Annotated in this window: 12 protein-coding genes and 1 pseudogene; 2 read left to right on the top strand and 11 right to left on the bottom strand. The window is 64.8% G+C overall.

What is annotated here, in order from left to right; translation table 11 throughout:
• The 7 genes and pseudogenes from QAT43_RS04010 to QAT43_RS03980 all read right to left on the bottom strand — a co-directional run.
• Positions 1-377 (bottom strand): annotated as a pseudogene (locus QAT43_RS04010) (hypothetical protein); the annotation flags it as partial.
• Between the two features lie 634 nt (positions 378-1,011).
• Positions 1,012-1,878, bottom strand: a complete 867-nt coding sequence (locus QAT43_RS04005) for a chemotaxis protein CheX (RefSeq protein WP_305041753.1) — start codon at positions 1,876-1,878, stop codon at positions 1,012-1,014.
• Between the two features lie 52 nt (positions 1,879-1,930).
• The gene (locus tag QAT43_RS04000; RefSeq protein WP_305041752.1) at positions 1,931-2,296 is read right to left on the bottom strand and encodes a response regulator; all 366 of its coding nucleotides are present in this window, start codon (positions 2,294-2,296) and stop codon (positions 1,931-1,933) included.
• Between the two features lie 169 nt (positions 2,297-2,465).
• The gene (gene rlmB, locus QAT43_RS03995) at positions 2,466-3,206 is read right to left on the bottom strand and encodes a 23S rRNA (guanosine(2251)-2'-O)-methyltransferase RlmB (protein WP_305041751.1); all 741 of its coding nucleotides are present in this window, start codon (positions 3,204-3,206) and stop codon (positions 2,466-2,468) included.
• A 2-nt stretch (positions 3,207-3,208) separates the two neighbouring features.
• A complete protein-coding gene (pyrF, locus tag QAT43_RS03990; protein ID WP_305041750.1) occupies positions 3,209-3,943 on the bottom strand; it encodes an orotidine-5'-phosphate decarboxylase in 735 nt (244 codons plus the stop codon).
• A complete protein-coding gene (locus tag QAT43_RS03985; RefSeq protein ID WP_305041749.1) occupies positions 3,940-5,169 on the bottom strand; it encodes a DUF4388 domain-containing protein in 1,230 nt (409 codons plus the stop codon). Before QAT43_RS03985 ends, pyrF begins: the two co-directional genes overlap by 4 nt.
• A gap of 47 nt (positions 5,170-5,216) precedes the next feature.
• The gene (locus QAT43_RS03980; protein WP_305041748.1) at positions 5,217-6,932 is read right to left on the bottom strand and encodes a proline--tRNA ligase; all 1,716 of its coding nucleotides are present in this window, start codon (positions 6,930-6,932) and stop codon (positions 5,217-5,219) included.
• 165 nt (positions 6,933-7,097) lie between these two features.
• On the opposite strand from QAT43_RS03980, the gene QAT43_RS03975 reads away from it, so the two are divergent.
• Entirely contained in the window at positions 7,098-8,591 is a 1,494-nt protein-coding gene (locus QAT43_RS03975; RefSeq protein WP_305041747.1) for an AAA family ATPase, read from the top strand.
• A 17-nt stretch (positions 8,592-8,608) separates the two neighbouring features.
• On the opposite strand, the gene QAT43_RS03970 is transcribed toward QAT43_RS03975, so the two are convergent.
• Complete coding sequence (locus tag QAT43_RS03970; protein ID WP_305041746.1) at positions 8,609-9,121, bottom strand: lipocalin family protein; 513 nt, start codon at positions 9,119-9,121, stop codon at positions 8,609-8,611.
• A gap of 369 nt (positions 9,122-9,490) precedes the next feature.
• On the opposite strand from QAT43_RS03970, the gene ilvB reads away from it, so the two are divergent.
• Positions 9,491-11,173 (top strand): biosynthetic-type acetolactate synthase large subunit, encoded by a 1,683-nt coding sequence (ilvB, locus tag QAT43_RS03965; protein ID WP_305041745.1) that lies wholly within the window; start codon positions 9,491-9,493, stop codon positions 11,171-11,173.
• 52 nt (positions 11,174-11,225) lie between these two features.
• Here ilvB and ispG read toward each other — a convergent pair whose 3' ends face one another.
• From ispG to QAT43_RS03950, 3 genes are all read right to left on the bottom strand, one after another.
• Entirely contained in the window at positions 11,226-12,326 is a 1,101-nt protein-coding gene (gene ispG / locus QAT43_RS03960; RefSeq protein WP_305041744.1) for a flavodoxin-dependent (E)-4-hydroxy-3-methylbut-2-enyl-diphosphate synthase, read from the bottom strand.
• Positions 12,327-12,333: 7 nt separating this feature from the next.
• A complete protein-coding gene (locus QAT43_RS03955) occupies positions 12,334-12,921 on the bottom strand; it encodes an isochorismatase family protein (protein WP_305041743.1) in 588 nt (195 codons plus the stop codon).
• Positions 12,922-12,984: 63 nt separating this feature from the next.
• Positions 12,985-15,294 (bottom strand): hypothetical protein, encoded by a 2,310-nt coding sequence (locus QAT43_RS03950; protein ID WP_305041742.1) that lies wholly within the window; start codon positions 15,292-15,294, stop codon positions 12,985-12,987.
• Positions 15,295-15,375: the final 81 nt, after the last annotated feature.

Below are 15,375 nucleotides of genomic sequence, written 5' to 3'. Positions count from 1 at the left end.
TGGGTATTCTGCAGCCCGAAGGCATGACAGCTTGAGCAGTCGCCCGTGGTATCGAAACCCTCGTGGCAGCGGAAGCATTCGCCGTTCATAAACCACTGGGTCTGATGGTGGCGTGCGGCCACGTCGCCGCCATGGCACTCCGAGCAGTTGAGCGTCGGAGTGCTACCACCAGAACCAGTGCTCCCCGTACCGCCGCTGGTGGTACCGCCGCTGGTGGTACCGCCGCTGGTGGTACCGCCGCTCCAGGAACCGCCGCTCCAGGAACCGCCGTATTGAGCCCAGACGCCGGACGCGAGGCACAGCACCAACGCCAGACCGAACAAGCAACCGGCAACCCGGCCGGCGACAGCCCCCCTAAATCGACTTGCTTCCCCCATGACTCTCTCCCTCATCTTTGATTGTGCTGTTGAGTATTGCCCCGAAACTTGTCCAAACAAAAATCTATGTAAAAAATGTCCTTGGCAGGTCGTCGTCTTATCGCTGGTGTCCGGGCAGGATGAAATAAGACGAGTGGCAAATATCTTTCACTAAATACTGCACCGGGGAAATCCCTGTCAAGTGAGCCCAGGTGCCGATCCACCGCCCACAAATCAGCCTTATTTACACGTTTCAATAAATGGAAAAAAATCTTCCCGGGATCACCTTAAGCAATGCATATCCGCTTCGCGCACAGGCATTCCCCGTGAGGAAACGCAATAGACATAGCGGGTAACCGCTTCTCGAGCAAAAATCAGACCTAAATTCATCAGCCCAAGTTGAGCAAGTGGCAAATTTTCGTCTTTCCTCGGCGGGAGTACCTGCAACCCTCTAAACATCGGGCAGGCGCACTTAAATTATTTTTTTCCAAACTCTTATTATTTTCCCCGGCGACGCGCCCCGGAATCCGTCAAGGAACGAAAAACCCCTACGCGACCTGGCGATTTCACCGAACAGGTCGCGAAAAAGCACAAGGCCCGCCGGGTGAGGGCGGGCCTTGTGCTTTTTCGCAATTAAAGAGAGGCTGTCCGACGACTAGCGCGCAATCCACAGGGACAGTTCCGCCCCCTCGCCGTCGGCGAAATACAAGGGAAAGCTCAGGGCGATGAACTCCGGCGGCACGGAAACCTGCTGGTCGTTCTCGGCGACCACCAAGGGCGGATCGATCTCCAGGTTCTGGCCCATCTGCGCGCCCTTGGCGGCGATGTTGCCGCAGACGATGTTGATGAATTCCATCACCGTGTCGTCGAGGACTTCCTTGGGCTCGCCCGAGACATCGCTTTCCTTGAGGATGGCGCGGGCCATGGCCTGCTGCACCCCGCGACTCACCGAAAGCAGGTAACGACCGCGCAGGCTGCCGGAAAAATCCATGGCGGCGGCCAGGTGCTTGGCGTCGAAGCTCTGGGACAGCACGCAAGGACCGGGGCGAAAGGCGAGATTGGCCACGCGGGCGAGCATCTTGAAGGTCAGATCCGCCGCCATTTCCCAGACTTGCGGGTTATCGACCCCTTCGGGAATCATCACCGCGCCGGCCAGATAGGGCGCCTGATCTGCCTTGAACTCCTCCAGCAGCTTAGCGACGCGCGCCGAATCAAGAGCGCCGACCTTGACCAAGGCCTCTCCGATGTAGAGATGGTTGTTTTTCTGCCAGGTGATGACCTGCTGCATCTGCTCCGGGGTGAGAAGACCGAGCTTGACCGCCATATCCCCGAACCGCAGATCCTCGCCGCGCTGAGCATCATGCACCCGCTCCACCTCGGCTTCCCCGAGAAAGCCCAGGGTCATGGCGACCTCGCCGAATTTGAGATTGGTGCGATCCTGCAGATCAATGGCTTCCAGCAGCTTGTCCGGACTGACAGCGCCCCGTTCCACCAGAAATTGCCCAAAAAATTTCACCGCCATAGGTCCACCTCAGGGAAAATTGTCGGTTCAGGCCCCCGCCGACCAGGGAAGATCAGACACAGGCCTCGCGAAGGATCTGCAGCACGTTGGCCTCTTCAAAGGGCTTGGAGATGACGTTGCGCGCACCCAGGCGCAGCGCCTCGGTGAACTTGTCGCCGACGCCGCCCAGGGAGGTCACCATCACCACGCGGGCGGCGCGGTTCATGGTCATCAGGGTGCGCAGGGCGGTCAGGCCGTCCATGATCGGCATGTTCATGTCCATGCACACCAGGTCGGGGCGATGAATCTGATACATCTTGAGGGCTTCGGCGCCGTTTTTGGCGTGTCCCACCACGTCGTACTCGCCGCTGCCGGTGACGATTTTTTCCAGCTGGCGGGCGACGGAGATACTGTCGTCCACGATCAGCACACGCTTCATTGCGATCCTCCCCGAAAGTCTGCGTCGAAAGGGTTTGCGGAAGGGTTCCCCGCGAAGGGAATAATGAAATTTTCTTCCACAAAGCTAATTACTTCTCTTTAATATCCCAGAGAAGAGTCCATGTCAATAGATTTTCTTAATGACGCGGCGATTCGCGCGGGAGGTGCGGTCAGGAAGAAAGGCGCCGCTGGCGCAGGACTTCAAAGAGGGCGATGCCGGCGGCGACGGACACATTGAGGGAGCCCACCCCGCCGGCCATGGGGATCGAAAGCAGCAGATCGCAATGGCGGCGCACGTTGGGGCGCAGGCCACTGCCCTCGCTGCCGGCGACCAGCACCAGGGGACCGCGCAGATCGCAGCGGAACAGATCCTCGGCTCCCTCGCCGGCCAGCCCGTAGATCCAGAAGCCGCCGTCCTTGAGTTCGTCGAGGCTCCGGGCGAGGTTGACCACCTGGCACAGGGGAATATGGTCGAGGGCGCCGGCGGCGGCGCGGTCGACGACGCCGGTGACCGGGCAGCTGTTGTCTCGGGGCAGAATCACACCTTGACACCCGGCGGCGGCCGCCGAACGCACCAGCGCGCCCAGATTGTGCGGGTCGGTCACGCCGTCAAGCGCCAGCAGAAATCCCGGAGAATCGCTCGCCCGGCAAACGGCAAGAAGATCGTGCAGATCGAGATAGGTGAAGGGTTCCAGACGCAGGGCGGCGCCCTGGTGGCGGGCATTGCCGGTGAGCTTTTCCAGATCGGCGGCGCCACGCAGCCGGACCGGCACCCCGGCTGCGGCGGCGGCATCGTGCAGCTCGCGCAGGCGTCCCCCGCCGTCCCGCGCCAGGAACAGCTCCAGCGGTCGGCGGCGCCGACCGCCGAGGGCCTCGCGCACCGGATTGATGCCGAACACCCAGTCGGCCATGCTCAGCGCGACGCCGGGGCGGCGGCCATCTCCGCGACGATGGCCTCGGCGGCGGCGACGGGATCGGCGGCCCGGGCGATGGGGCGACCGATCACCAGATAGTCGGCGCCCGCGGCGATGGCGGCACCGGGCGTCATGATGCGTTTCTGATCGTCGACGGACGCCTCGGCGGGGCGCACGCCGGGCGTAACGATGGCGAAGTCAGGGCCGCAGGCGGCGCGGATCAGGGCGATTTCCTGGGGCGAGGCCACCACGCCCCCCATGCCGGCGGTCTTCGCCAATTTGGCCAGGCGCGGCACCATTTCGCTGACCGGTTGCTCGATGCCGACCTCGCGCAGGGTGGCATCCGTCGACGAGGTGAGGATGGTCACGGCCAGCAACAGCGGCGGCGTCGCGCCCGTCGCGGCGACCTCCGCCCGCACCTGGGCGGCCGCCGCTTCCATCATCTCCCGTCCGCCCAGGGCGTGCACGTTGCAGATGCGCGCGCCGAGCCGCATGGCTTCCACGGACGCCATGGCGACGGTGTTGGGGATGTCGTGATATTTGAGATCGAGGAAAACCTCGCCGCCCTCGCCGCGAATCATGTGCACCACCTCCGGTCCGCAGCGCGTGAAGAGCTGCTTGCCGACCTTGAACAGGCCGACCTTGGCGTGCAGGAGCTTGACCCAGCGTTCGGCCTCCGCGAAAGAATCCACGTCCAGGGCGAAAATCAGTTTTTGCCGTGCGGCATCCATCATGTCGTTCTCCCGAGAATGTCCTTGACCTTGCTTGTCGCCTGCTTGACCTCGGCGATCAGCGCCGCCGCCTGGTCCTTGCCCAGCACCTGGCGGGCGATGTGGCATTCCATGTAAAGCAGTTCCCCCAGGGCATCGGCCAGCAGCCGTTTCTTGTCCCCCTCTTCAAGGCCGGCCAGATTGGCCAGAATGCGCTGGCCCTCGAGGGTGCCGTCGTCGCGCAGCCGCGCGTCGCGCAGGATATAGGAATAGGGCTGGGGCAGCTCGCGAAGCATGGCCTGGACATCCTCGTGGAAGCCGGCCTTGGCTTGGCGCAGGCCCGCGTGGAGAACCGCCAGCCCCTGGTTGAGGGCGTCGAGGATCTCGCCCAGAACGCCCTGCGTCTCGTCTTCGCCCGCCGCGTGCAAGCTCACCAGACCGCGCTCCACCAGATGGTAAAGCACCCGCAGCCCGTCGAACTCGCCGAAACCGCTCACCCGGATCAGCTCGCGCACCGACCCGGCGCCGGCGCGAATGCGCTCCAGCACCCGACTCTCGCTCGGGCTCAGTCCGTCCTCGGCGGCGGCGCCAAGACGCGGAACCAGATCGAGGGAGGGAATCAGACGCAGGAAAAGTTGCCGCTCGTCCAGGCGCCGCAGGCCTTCCATGATCAGGTTCTGGGTACTCATGGACAGCTGGAAGGGATCCTTGCGCGGCAGGGTTTTCCCCTGGAAGGAAAAGCTGCCCTGCTGATGGCTGAGCAGATCGTAGACGATGAGTTCGGCCTGATGGCGCACGGCCTGCCAGATGTCGCTCGCGGCCACCAGCTCCTTTTCCAGCAGATAGCGGACCAGGGCGTTCTGGTTCGCGGCGCGCCGCCCGAGGCGTTCAAGCAGGGCACGGTCGATGCGGCCCAGTTCGAAGAGGATTTCGCCGAGACTTTCCGCGGCGAAGGAACTGAGCGCCGCGACGATCTCGCCATCCTGCAGGTAAAGGTCCTTGCGCCCGCCTTCGAGATCGAAGCGCAGCACCCCGGTTTTGCGGAACATGTTGAAAAAGGAGAGCAGATCGACGGCGGAAAGCTCCCCCAGCACCCCGGTCATCAGGGTGGGATGGGCGGCCTCCGCGACGGTGAGCAACAGATGGCCCTCCGACAGCGAGGAGATTTCCAGGCCCCGGGCACCGAAGCGCCGCGCGACGGACGCCGGCAGAAACAGGCGCCCCTGCTGGTCAAGGGTGGCCGCCGGCATGGCCGAACTCCCTCGCGCCAGAGAAAACCACCCGCGCGGCGGATCGCCTAGCGCCCGCGAGCACCGCGCACCCGCTCGGCGATGTCCGCCGCCGCCGTCACCGCCGCCAGCATCGCGACGGCGCCGCCGGCGCGTTCCTTGAGTTCCACCTGCCCGTCCTTGAGGCCGCGCGCGCCCACCGTCACCCGCAGGGGAATGCCAAGCAGATCGGCATCCTTGAACTTGGCGCCGGGGCGCTCGTCGCGGTCATCGAGCAGCACCTCGACCCCTTCGCCGAGCAGTTCGGCGTAGAGCTGTTCGGCGGCGGCCTTGACCTCGGCGTCGTTGGGGTTGAGCATCATCACCAGCACCTCGAAGGGAGCGATGGGCAGCGGCCAGATGATGCCGTCGGCGTCGTGGTTCTGCTCGATGGCCGAGGCCAGGGTGCGGCCGATGCCGATGCCGTAGCAGCCCATGACCAGCACCCGCTCGCGACCCTGATCGTCGAGGACCACGGCGTTCAGGGCTTCGGAATACTTGGTGCCGAGCTTGAACACGTGACCGACCTCGATGCCGCGCCAAATCTGGAGTTGGCCGTCGCAGCGCGGACAGGCATCGCCGGCCACCGCCTTGCGCAGATCGGCGAAGGCTTCGGCCTGAAAATCCCGACCATGGTTGACGCCGGTAAAATGGGCATCCTTTTCGTTGGCGCCGGTGATGAAATCGGCCAGACCCTGCACCTCGCGGTCGGCGATAATGCGCAGCTTGAGCCCCACCGGTCCGGCGAAGCCGCTCGGCGCGCCGGTGGCCTGAAGCACCACCTCCTCGCCGGCCATCTCCACCCAGGCGCAATCAAGCAGGCGACAGAGCTTGATGTCGTTCAACTCGCGGTCGCCGCGCAGCAGCACGGCGAGGGTTTCGCCCTTGTCGGTCCGCACGATGAGGGTCTTGACCAGCCTGTGCGGGCTGGTCTTGAGAAAGGCGGCCACCTCCTCGACGGTCTTGCGCGCCGGGGTCAGCACCTTGGTCAAGCCCTCGGCCGGCTCCGGCGTCGCGCCGGCGGGCGCACGCAGCTCGGCCTTCTCGACGTTGGCGGCGTACTCGCAGCTGTCGCAGGAGACGATGGCATCCTCGCCCGACTCGGCCAGCACCATGAATTCGTGGGAGCTGGAGCCGCCGATGTTGCCGGTATCGGCCTCCACGGCGCGGAAATTGAGCCCGCAGCGCTGGAAGATGCGCCGGTAGGCCTGGTACATGCGCTCGTAGGCCGCATCGGCCCCGGCATCGTCGAGATCGAAGGAATAGGCGTCCTTCATGATGAATTCGCGGCCGCGCATCAATCCGAAACGCGGGCGGATCTCGTCGCGGAACTTGGTCTGGATCTGGAAGAGATTGAGGGGCACCTGACGGTAGGAGCGCACCTCGTGGCGCACGATGTCGGTGATGACCTCCTCATGGGTGGGTCCGAGGCAGAAATCGGCCTCCTTGCGGTCCTTGAAGCGCAAGAGCTCGCGCCCGTACTGCTGCCAGCGCCCCGATTCCTGCCAGAGCTCGGCGGGCACCACCATGGGCATGAGCACTTCGTGGGCGCCCGCGCGGTTCATCTCCTCGCGCACAATCTGCTCGACCTTGCGCAGGGAGCGCAGCCCGAGGGGCAGATAGTTGTAGATGCCGGCGGCGACCTTGCGAATCATGCCGGCGCGCAGCATCAGCCGGTGACTGACCACCTCGGCGTCGGCCGGAGTTTCCTTGAGGGTCGGCAACAGATAGTCGGTATAGCGCATTCACCCACCTCACGAACTCGAATATAAGAAAGTGAAGGAGAAACTAGCCTATTTGACAGGCGATTGCAAGGCGCTCGTGGCCCGCCGCGGGCGGAAATCCTTGTCGCCGCGCCGCCCCTTGCCTATGATGAATGCCAGTCGACCACCTACCCTCGGGGAGCCGCCATGGACGAGAATCTCAACCTGGCCCTGTTCTGCCAGCTCATCGCCGCCAAGACGCCGCTGATCTTCATCACCACCGACAACGAGAGCCGCACCGAGGCCCTGGTGACGCGCGCCGCCCTGCAAGGCATCAAGGGCATGCCGGTGCCTTTGGAATGGGACTGCAACGAGGGCTTCGCCGGGCACCCGGAGACCCGCGACCCCCTCACCGCCCTGCGCTGGGCGGTGGCGCGCGAGGGCCACGGCATCTATCTGTTCAAGGACATGGGCTGGTTCTGGAAGGACAATCCCTACCTGCAGCGCACCCTCAAGGATTTTGCCGCCCTGCGCCGCCCGGAGGTGAAAAGCCTGGTGTTTCTCGGCCCGCGCCCCGAGATTCCCGACAGCCTGCGCGAACACTTCCTGATCCTCGACCACGCCCTGCCCGACCGCGAGGAGATTCTCGCCTATCTCGAAGGGCAGCGCGACAAGGATCCCTTTCTCTCCCAAATGCTGCGCGACGACCAGGCCCTGGCCGCCCTGACCCTCGCGGGGCAAGGCCTGGATCTCGCCGACCTCGATCGTGCCTTGCGCCTGGCACGGGTCACGCGCGGCACCGACGTGCGGCGGGTTGTAACGGCCCTGCACCAGGCGAAGAAGCAGATCCTGAAGAAAAGCGGCATCATGGAATTTGTCGAAAACGACGTGCGCCCCGAGCAGGTCGGCGGCATGGGCACGCTGAAGAGTTGGATGGAAAAACGCGAGAAGGCCTATGGCCTCGACGGGCTGAAAAGCGGGCGCAACCTGCCCAAGGGGGTGCTGATGATGGGCATCAGCGGTTGCGGCAAGAGCCTGTTCGTCAAGGCCATCGCCGCACGCTGGCAACTGCCCCTGATCCGGCTCGACATGGCCACCGTCTACTCCCAAACCTACGGTTCGCCGGAAACCAGCCTGCGCCGCGCCTGCAAGACCGCCGAGGCCCTGGCGCCTTGCGTGCTGTGGATCGACGAGATCGAGGCCGGCATCAGCACCCAGGGCTTCAAGGCCGAAGGGGGCGCCACCTCGCGGGTCCTCGGCTATTTTCTCACCTGGATGCAGGAGAAGCGTCATCCGGTGTTCGTCGCCGCCACCGCCAACGCCATCGAGATGCTGCCCGCGGAAATCCTGCGCAAGGGCCGCTTCGACGAGATCTTCTACGTCGCCCTGCCGGCTCTCGCGGAGCGCGAGGACATCTTTCGCATTCACCTCGCCAAGCGCGACCTCGACCCCGCCGCTTTCGACTGCCGCATGCTCGCCCACTCGACCAAGGGCTTCTCCGGCGCCGAAATCGAACAGGCGGTGGTCAGCGCCTCCTTCGAGGCCCTGGCCCAGGAGCGCCCCTTGAGCCAGCGCGACCTCACCGAGGCGGTCAGCCGCACCGTGCCCCTGTCCGTGACCATGGCCGAGCAGATCAAGAAAATCGAGGCCTGGGCCTTCAAGCGCGCCGTGCCGGCGAGCGGCGCGCCGGAGCGCGAATAGCCCGCGCCAGGCCGCGCTCAGTGTTCGACATGGATCAGGCGGTCCACGGCAAAGCCCCAGGCCTCGGCCTTGCCCACCAGTTCCGCGAGCAATTGCGGATCGAGGCGCGGCTTTCGGGCGAGAATCCAGAAATAATTGCGCGTGGGACCGCTGACCAGGGCGTAGCCGTGGTTGGTCAGATCCAGGGCAAGGATGTTGTAGGCCCCATAAAAGGGGCCGAAAAACGACACCCTGAGGCGGCCTTCGCCGGGAGCGCCGGCGAGGTAGGCGCGTCCTTCGGCTTCCTTCCAGCGCCCCGCGGCCGGATCAAAGCCGCGATTGACGACGCGGATGCCGCCGTCGTCGCGCAGGCTGTAATCGGCGGTGACGCGTGTCAGGCCGCGTTCGAAGGAATGATCGAGGCGCGCGATTTCATACCAGCGCCCCAGATAGGGTTCCACCTCGAACCCATCGACCACCTCCAACCCGGCCGGCACGCGTAAGCAACCCATCAGGGACAAGAGCAAGGCGACCAGCAACCCGTTTCTCATAAGGACCTCCATGCCGCGCTTTCGCCAATTATAAAGCCAAAATTTTCTCTTGTCGTGGGCGACCCGGCCGGGCTAATCCCATCTGCAAATCCCATCTTGACAGCATTTTTACCCTCGGCTATAGTCCCATGCCAAAGGAGCTAAAACGTTGTTTCAACTTATTTCCCAACAACGTCCGGTAGGGGTCTTGGTCGTCGTTTGACGGCCCGACGCTACCTTGGTTCTCCACCCCGAGACATCAGGCAGCGCGGGCGTTTTTAGTCCCGCGCTCCTTTTTTGCACCAGTTGAAAAGGCCGCGGGACGAGTTTCCCGCGGCCTTCACCTTTTCAGCCCTACAAGTGCCGAGCCCCAAGGAGGATGCAGATCCCATGAAAAACGGAGCCCAGATTCTCGTCGAATGCCTGAAGAAAGAAGGGGTGGACGTCATTTTCGGCTACCCCGGCGCGCGCACCCTGCTGCTGCACGATACCCTCATGGATGATCCCGACATCAGCCACATCCTGGTGCGCCACGAGCAGGGCGCGGCGCACGCCGCCGACGGCTACGCGCGCACCACCGGCAAGGTCGGGGTGTGCCTGACGACTTCGGGTCCTGGCGCCACCAACCTGGTGACTGGCATCGCCACCGCCTACATGGATTCGGTGCCCATGGTGGCCCTCACCTGCCAGGTCACCACCGCCGACATCGGCAACGATGCCTTCCAGGAAGCGGACATGACCGGCATCACCCGCCCCATCACCAAGCACAATTATGTGGTGACCAACGTCAATGACCTGGCGCGCATCGTGCGCGAGGCGTTCTACGTTGCACGCACCCGGCGTCCCGGGCCGGTGCTCATCGACCTGCCGAGCGACGTGCTCGCCGCGCGCTGCGCGGGGGACATCCCCGAAACCGTGAGCCGCCGCGGCTACCAGGAGATGCCGACCCTCAACCTCAAGCAGCTCAAGGCGGCCGCAGAGCTCATCAACAAGGCCAAGCGCCCGTTGATCTACGCCGGCGGCGGCATCGTGCTGTCCAATTCGCAGAACCAGCTGCGCGCACTGGCCGACAAGGCGCAACTGCCCGTGACTCACACCCTCATGGGCCTGGGCGTCATGGACGCCGTCTCGCCCCTGTCGGTGGGCATGCTCGGCATGTACGGCGCCTGGTACGCCAACAAGGCGGTGCATGAGTGCGACTGTCTGATCGCCATCGGCGCGCGCTTCGATGATCGCGTCACCGGCCGCATCGACGGCTTCGCCCCCAACGCGCGCATCATCCAGATCGACATCGACCCGGCGAGCATCCGCAAGACCGTCCAGGTGCACCTGCCCATCGTCGGCGACGCCGGCGAGGCCATGGAAAAGCTGCTGGACCTGGTCGAGGCCAAGGACCGCGCCGCCTGGCTGGAGCAGATCGCCGCCTGGAAGGAGCAGGCGCCCCTGCCCCGTCCGCAGAGCGAACAACTCATGCCCCACGACATCATGGAGGCGCTGCGCGCCGTCGCCGGCGACACCCCGGTGGTGGCCTCGGATGTGGGACTCTCGCAGATGTGGACCGCCAACTTCTTCCAGTTCCACGAGCCGCGCCACTACATCACCAGCGGCGGCCTGGGCACCATGGGCTACGCCCTGCCCGCGGCCATGGGCGCGGCGGTCGGCAATCCGGGTCGCGTGGTGTTCGCCATCAACGGCGACGGCGCCTTTCAGATGAACGTGCAGGAGTTGGCGACCTGCTCGCAGTACAACATCCCCGTCAAGGTGATCATCCTCAACAACGGCAAGCTCGGCATGGTGCGCCAGTTCCAGCGCGTGTTCCTGAAAAAACGCTATTCCGCCACGGACCTCGGCGGCCATGTGGATTTCTGCATGGTGGCGCGCGGCTTTCAGGTGGCGGCCCTCAAAGTGACGCGCAAGGAAGAGCTGGTGCATGCCCTGAACAAGGCCATGGAGATCGAAGGGCCGGTGGTGGTGGACATCGACATCGATCCGGACTGCTACAGCTTCCCCATGGTGCCGCCGGGCAAGAAGACCGTGGAAGCGCTGTTTGATCCCGATGAATGGCAGGGGTGAGTGATGAGTGATAAGGAACGATTACACAAATGACAAATGACGGCCGGGGGGATCAGGGATCCCGCCGGCCTTTTTCTTCAAGCAGGGCGTGAACTTCGGCGATGAGGGCCTCGACCATCTCGTTTTCCGCCACCTTGCGCACGATCTCGCCCTTGCGGAACAAGAGCGCCTGGCCCTTGCCTCCGGCCAGCCCCACATCGGCCTCGCGCGCCTCGCCGGGGCCGTTGACCACGCAGCCCATCACCGCGACGGTCAGGGTCTGGGGCAGATCGTGCAGGCGCCGCTCGACTTCCTCGGCCACGGCGATCAGGTCGACCTGGCAGCGCCCGCAGGTGGGGCAGCTCACGAACAGCGGACCACGCTCGCGCAGTCCGAGACTCTTGAGGATTTCCCAGCCGACCCGCACCTCCTCCACGGGATCGCCGGTGAGGGAAACGCGCAGGGTGTCGCCGATGCCCTCGTAAAGCAGCACGCCCAGGCCCACCGCGCTCTTGATGGTGCCGCTCCAGGTGGTGCCGGCCTCGGTGATGCCGATGTGCAGGGGATAATCCACCTGTCCGGCAAGCAGGCGATAGGCTTGAACGGTGCGGCGGATATCCGAGGCCTTGAGGCTCACCTTGATGGCGTCGAAGCCCAGGTCCTCCAGTACATGGATGTGACGCAGGGCGCTTTCCACCATGGCCTCGGGCGTGGGATGCCCATGGCGCGCCAGCAGATCCTTTTCCAAGGAGCCCCCGTTGACGCCGATGCGGATCGGCACCTGGCGTTCGCGGCAGACGCTCACCACCTCCTCGACCTTCCAGCGCGCGCCGATGTTGCCGGGATTGAGGCGCAGGCCGTCGACCCCCGCCGCCAGGGCGCGCAGGGCCAGGCGATGGTCGAAATGGATGTCGGCGATAAGCGGCAGCGGGCTGCCCGCGCGAATCGCCGCCAGGGCCTGGGCGGCCTCCTCGTCGGGCACCGCGCAGCGTACGATCTCGCAGCCGGCCTCCGCCAGCCGCTCGATCTGGGAGAGGGTCGCGGCGACGTCGCGGGTGTCGGTGTTGGTCATGGACTGCACCGACACGGGCGCGCCGCCGCCGACGGCGATGCCGCCGACGCGAATCTGGCGCGTCGCGCGACGCGCCGCGGCTAAAGAGGAGTTGCCCGCCATGGACGGCTCAGGCCCCCTCGGCGGAACGCGCCTTGACCAAGGCGGAAATGGCCTTGAACTCAGGGGCGGTGGACTCCTTGAGCAGCTGAAAGGCCACCGTCTCCGCCGTGGTCACCACCGCGCCCGCGTCACGCGCCAGTTCCAGGGCATTGAGAAAGTCCACCTTGCCGCGCGACATGATCGCGTCGCGCACCAGATGAACCTCAAACCCTTCCTTGAGCAGGCCAAGCACCGTCTGGTAGACGCAGACATGGGCCTCCATGCCGGTGACGATCAACTGCCGGCGCCCGAGGGCCTTCATGTGCTCGACAAAAGAGGGCTCGCCGCAGCAGCCGAAACTGACCTTCTCGATGCGCGTGTCGCGACAGGCGTCGGCCAGTTCCGGCACCATGTGGCCGATGCCGCGCGGGTACTGCTCGGTGCCGACCACCGGCAATTGCAGCAGGCGCGCGCTTTGCAAGAGAAATTCATTGGCGTTAAGCACCTTGCGGTAGATTTTCGCCGGCATGGCGGTGACCAGGCGCTCCTGCACATCGATGACGACCAGCGCCGCCTGGTTGCGGTCGAGAAAAAACTTGTCCACGGGATTGCTCATGAAAGAATCTCCTTTGGCTTGCGGGTTGTCTTGTTCGTTTGTAGCGGTTCCGGCCCTCGCGAGTCAATCGGCTTGCGCGCCGTTGCCGTTGCCGCGCCCCATGGTCGAACCGCTCCAGCCCGGCCCACGCTGCGCGGAGGGCGTCCCGACCGCCCCTTCTGTGGATGTCACCAGCTCGCCGATGAACAAGCTGCCGTTGTTGACGAAAAAACAGGTCGGCAGGCCCTCGGCCAATTCCCTCAGCCGCTGGGCGTAGCGTTCCTCCTCCCCGATTTGGGGCGTGGCCAGGCCAAGAATCACCGCGTCGGCGGCGGCGCTTTCCGCGTGGATCGCCTCGTGCACGCTGACGCCTTCCTCCTTGATTTTTACTTCGATCTCGGCCTCGATGCGGATTTCGGGGATCAGACGATGCAGGATACGCTCGGTGTGTTCCTTGGCCAATAGGTTGGAGGCCAGGCTCAGAACGCGGATCCGCGCGCCGCGCCACTCGGGATTGCGGGTGAGCAGATAGGCGAGGAGCAGCATCAGGTCGCCGTTTTGCTGCAACCCTCCCCACCAGACATGCACCGTGCGTCGGCGTCCTTCGCGCCCCGGCGGCAAGGGCTTGACCTTGCCGAGGATAAAGGACTGATGCAGGCGGCGCAGTTTGTGGATGGCGCGCAGAAAATACACCAGGCGCTCGGGGTCGTCGGGCCAGCCGAGCAGCACCGTGTTGCTCTCGATGCCGGCGATGCCGTTGGCCTGGGCCACGGCGACGACGCCTTTTTCCACGCTCTCCACCACGCTCACCTGGCCGAAGGCGACCAGCGCCTCGCGGCGTAGCACCGCCTCGATCTCCTTTTGCCGCCGCGGCGGATCGAAGGTGAGATCGAGCAGGTTCCCCGGCACCAGCTCGCATACGGTCAGCACCCCGCGATTCTCGCCGAACCAGCAGCCGAAGCGGACCAAATCCAGGCGCCGCTCGACGCGCCCGACAAACACCAGAATATGCGGCCGCCAGTTACGCGCCGTCATGGGGCGATGGGACAGGCGGATCAGCGCCCAGCGGATCAGGGCCTCGTAGACGTCGCGGCGCACATCGCCCCAATCGGCCTTTCGCTCGCGCCGCGCGAGAAATATCCACAGGCCCAGTTCAATGACCAGGGCGGTGATGCCCGCCGGCGCGTGAATCAGCAGCATGGCGGCAAAGCAGCTCAGCGCCCCCAGCAGGGGGATCACCCAGTGCACGCGCACCTTGGGCCGCCAGGAGGGATTGCCCGAGAGCCCTTCGAGGGCCGCGACCAGATTGATGGTTCCGTAGACCGTAAGGAAAAACATGGTCACGACCAGGGCCACGGTATTGAGTTCGCCCAAAAGCACGGCGAAGAGGGCCAGGCCGATGGTCAGTCCCAAGGCCCGACGCGGTTCCCCATCGTGCGCACCCGTGCCGGTCAACCAGCCGGGGGCAAGACGATCCATGGCCAGGGCCTGCAAGGTGCGCGGCCCGGCCAGGGCCGATCCCACGGCAGACGAGAAGATGGCCCCCCAGAGTCCGGGCAGCACCAGCCAGGGGCCAAGCACGGCAATACGGGTCCAGACCAGGGAATCCTCCCGCAGAAGAACCGCATCGGCACCTGTCCACAACAGGGTCGGCACCAGCAGATAAATGGCAAAGCCCGTCAAGACGGCCGCCAGGGTTCCAAGGGGGATGGATTTTTTGGGATCACGCAGATCGCCTGACAGGCTCAGACCTGCCATGATTCCCGTCACCGCTGGAAAAAAAACCGCGAAAATCGTCCAGAAACCCGGCGAGTCGGCAAGCACGGCCGTGGCTTCGACGCTCTCGCCCGCCCCCCCGAAAAAAACCCCGGCGATCAGGGCCAGAAGCGAAAGGCCGATCATGCCCATGACCGGCAACTGGGTTTTCAGGGCAAAGCCCGCCCCCCGGGAGGCCAAATATCCCACGCCCAGAATGACGACGACCGTGGCCGCCGGCACGGGGATACCGGGCCAGATGATGCGCAGGGATTCGGCAAAACCATAGGCGTAGAGCGTCACCGAGAGGACCTGGCAGAGAAACAGCGGCAGGCCGATGGCGGCACCGATCTCAAGTCCCAGGCTGCGTGAAATGATGTAGTAGGCGCCGCCGACACCGACTCGGGTGTTGGTCGCCACCGCCGAGAGGGACAACGCGGTGACCAGGGTGATGCCATTGGCCAAAAGGACGACCAGGATGGTTTTGGCCAGCCCTAGGTTGCCCACCACCCAGCCGAAGCGCAGGTACATGATGACGCCGAGGATGGTGAGAATGGTGGGCGTGAAGACCCCGAGAAAGGTGCCGAGCTTGCGCCCGTCCCCGGGGGGGGCGGCCTTGGTTGCGGGAAAGAGCTTCAAGAGGACTCCCTGACTTGCGGAATAAGAACATCGACAAGAAAGGGAAGACTAGCAGAAAGGTGGGGCCCGGACAACCCGGGC

The organism is Geoalkalibacter sp. (genome assembly GCF_030604225.1).
Taxonomy (GTDB): domain Bacteria; phylum Desulfobacterota; class Desulfuromonadia; order Desulfuromonadales; family Geoalkalibacteraceae; genus Geoalkalibacter.
Note: the sequence above shows the minus strand (reverse complement) of the source record. Positions and strands in the feature narration are given on the sequence as shown.

Excerpts from the sequence above, each read along its gene's own strand:
- QAT43_RS04005 (WP_305041753.1), bottom strand. The coding sequence starts at position 1,878 with ATGGCGGTGAAATTTTTTGGGCAATTTCTGGTGGAACGGGGCGCTGTC.
- QAT43_RS04000 (WP_305041752.1), bottom strand. The coding sequence starts at position 2,296 with ATGAAGCGTGTGCTGATCGTGGACGACAGTATCTCCGTCGCCCGCCAG.
- rlmB (WP_305041751.1), bottom strand. The coding sequence starts at position 3,206 with ATGGCCGACTGGGTGTTCGGCATCAATCCGGTGCGCGAGGCCCTCGGC.
- pyrF (WP_305041750.1), bottom strand. The coding sequence starts at position 3,943 with ATGATGGATGCCGCACGGCAAAAACTGATTTTCGCCCTGGACGTGGAT.
- QAT43_RS03985 (WP_305041749.1), bottom strand. The coding sequence starts at position 5,169 with ATGCCGGCGGCCACCCTTGACCAGCAGGGGCGCCTGTTTCTGCCGGCG.
- QAT43_RS03980 (WP_305041748.1), bottom strand. The coding sequence starts at position 6,932 with ATGCGCTATACCGACTATCTGTTGCCGACCCTCAAGGAAACTCCGGCC.
- QAT43_RS03975 (WP_305041747.1), top strand. The coding sequence starts at position 7,098 with ATGGACGAGAATCTCAACCTGGCCCTGTTCTGCCAGCTCATCGCCGCC.
- QAT43_RS03970 (WP_305041746.1), bottom strand. The coding sequence starts at position 9,121 with ATGAGAAACGGGTTGCTGGTCGCCTTGCTCTTGTCCCTGATGGGTTGC.
- ilvB (WP_305041745.1), top strand. The coding sequence starts at position 9,491 with ATGAAAAACGGAGCCCAGATTCTCGTCGAATGCCTGAAGAAAGAAGGG.
- ispG (WP_305041744.1), bottom strand. The coding sequence starts at position 12,326 with ATGGCGGGCAACTCCTCTTTAGCCGCGGCGCGTCGCGCGACGCGCCAG.
- QAT43_RS03955 (WP_305041743.1), bottom strand. The coding sequence starts at position 12,921 with ATGAGCAATCCCGTGGACAAGTTTTTTCTCGACCGCAACCAGGCGGCG.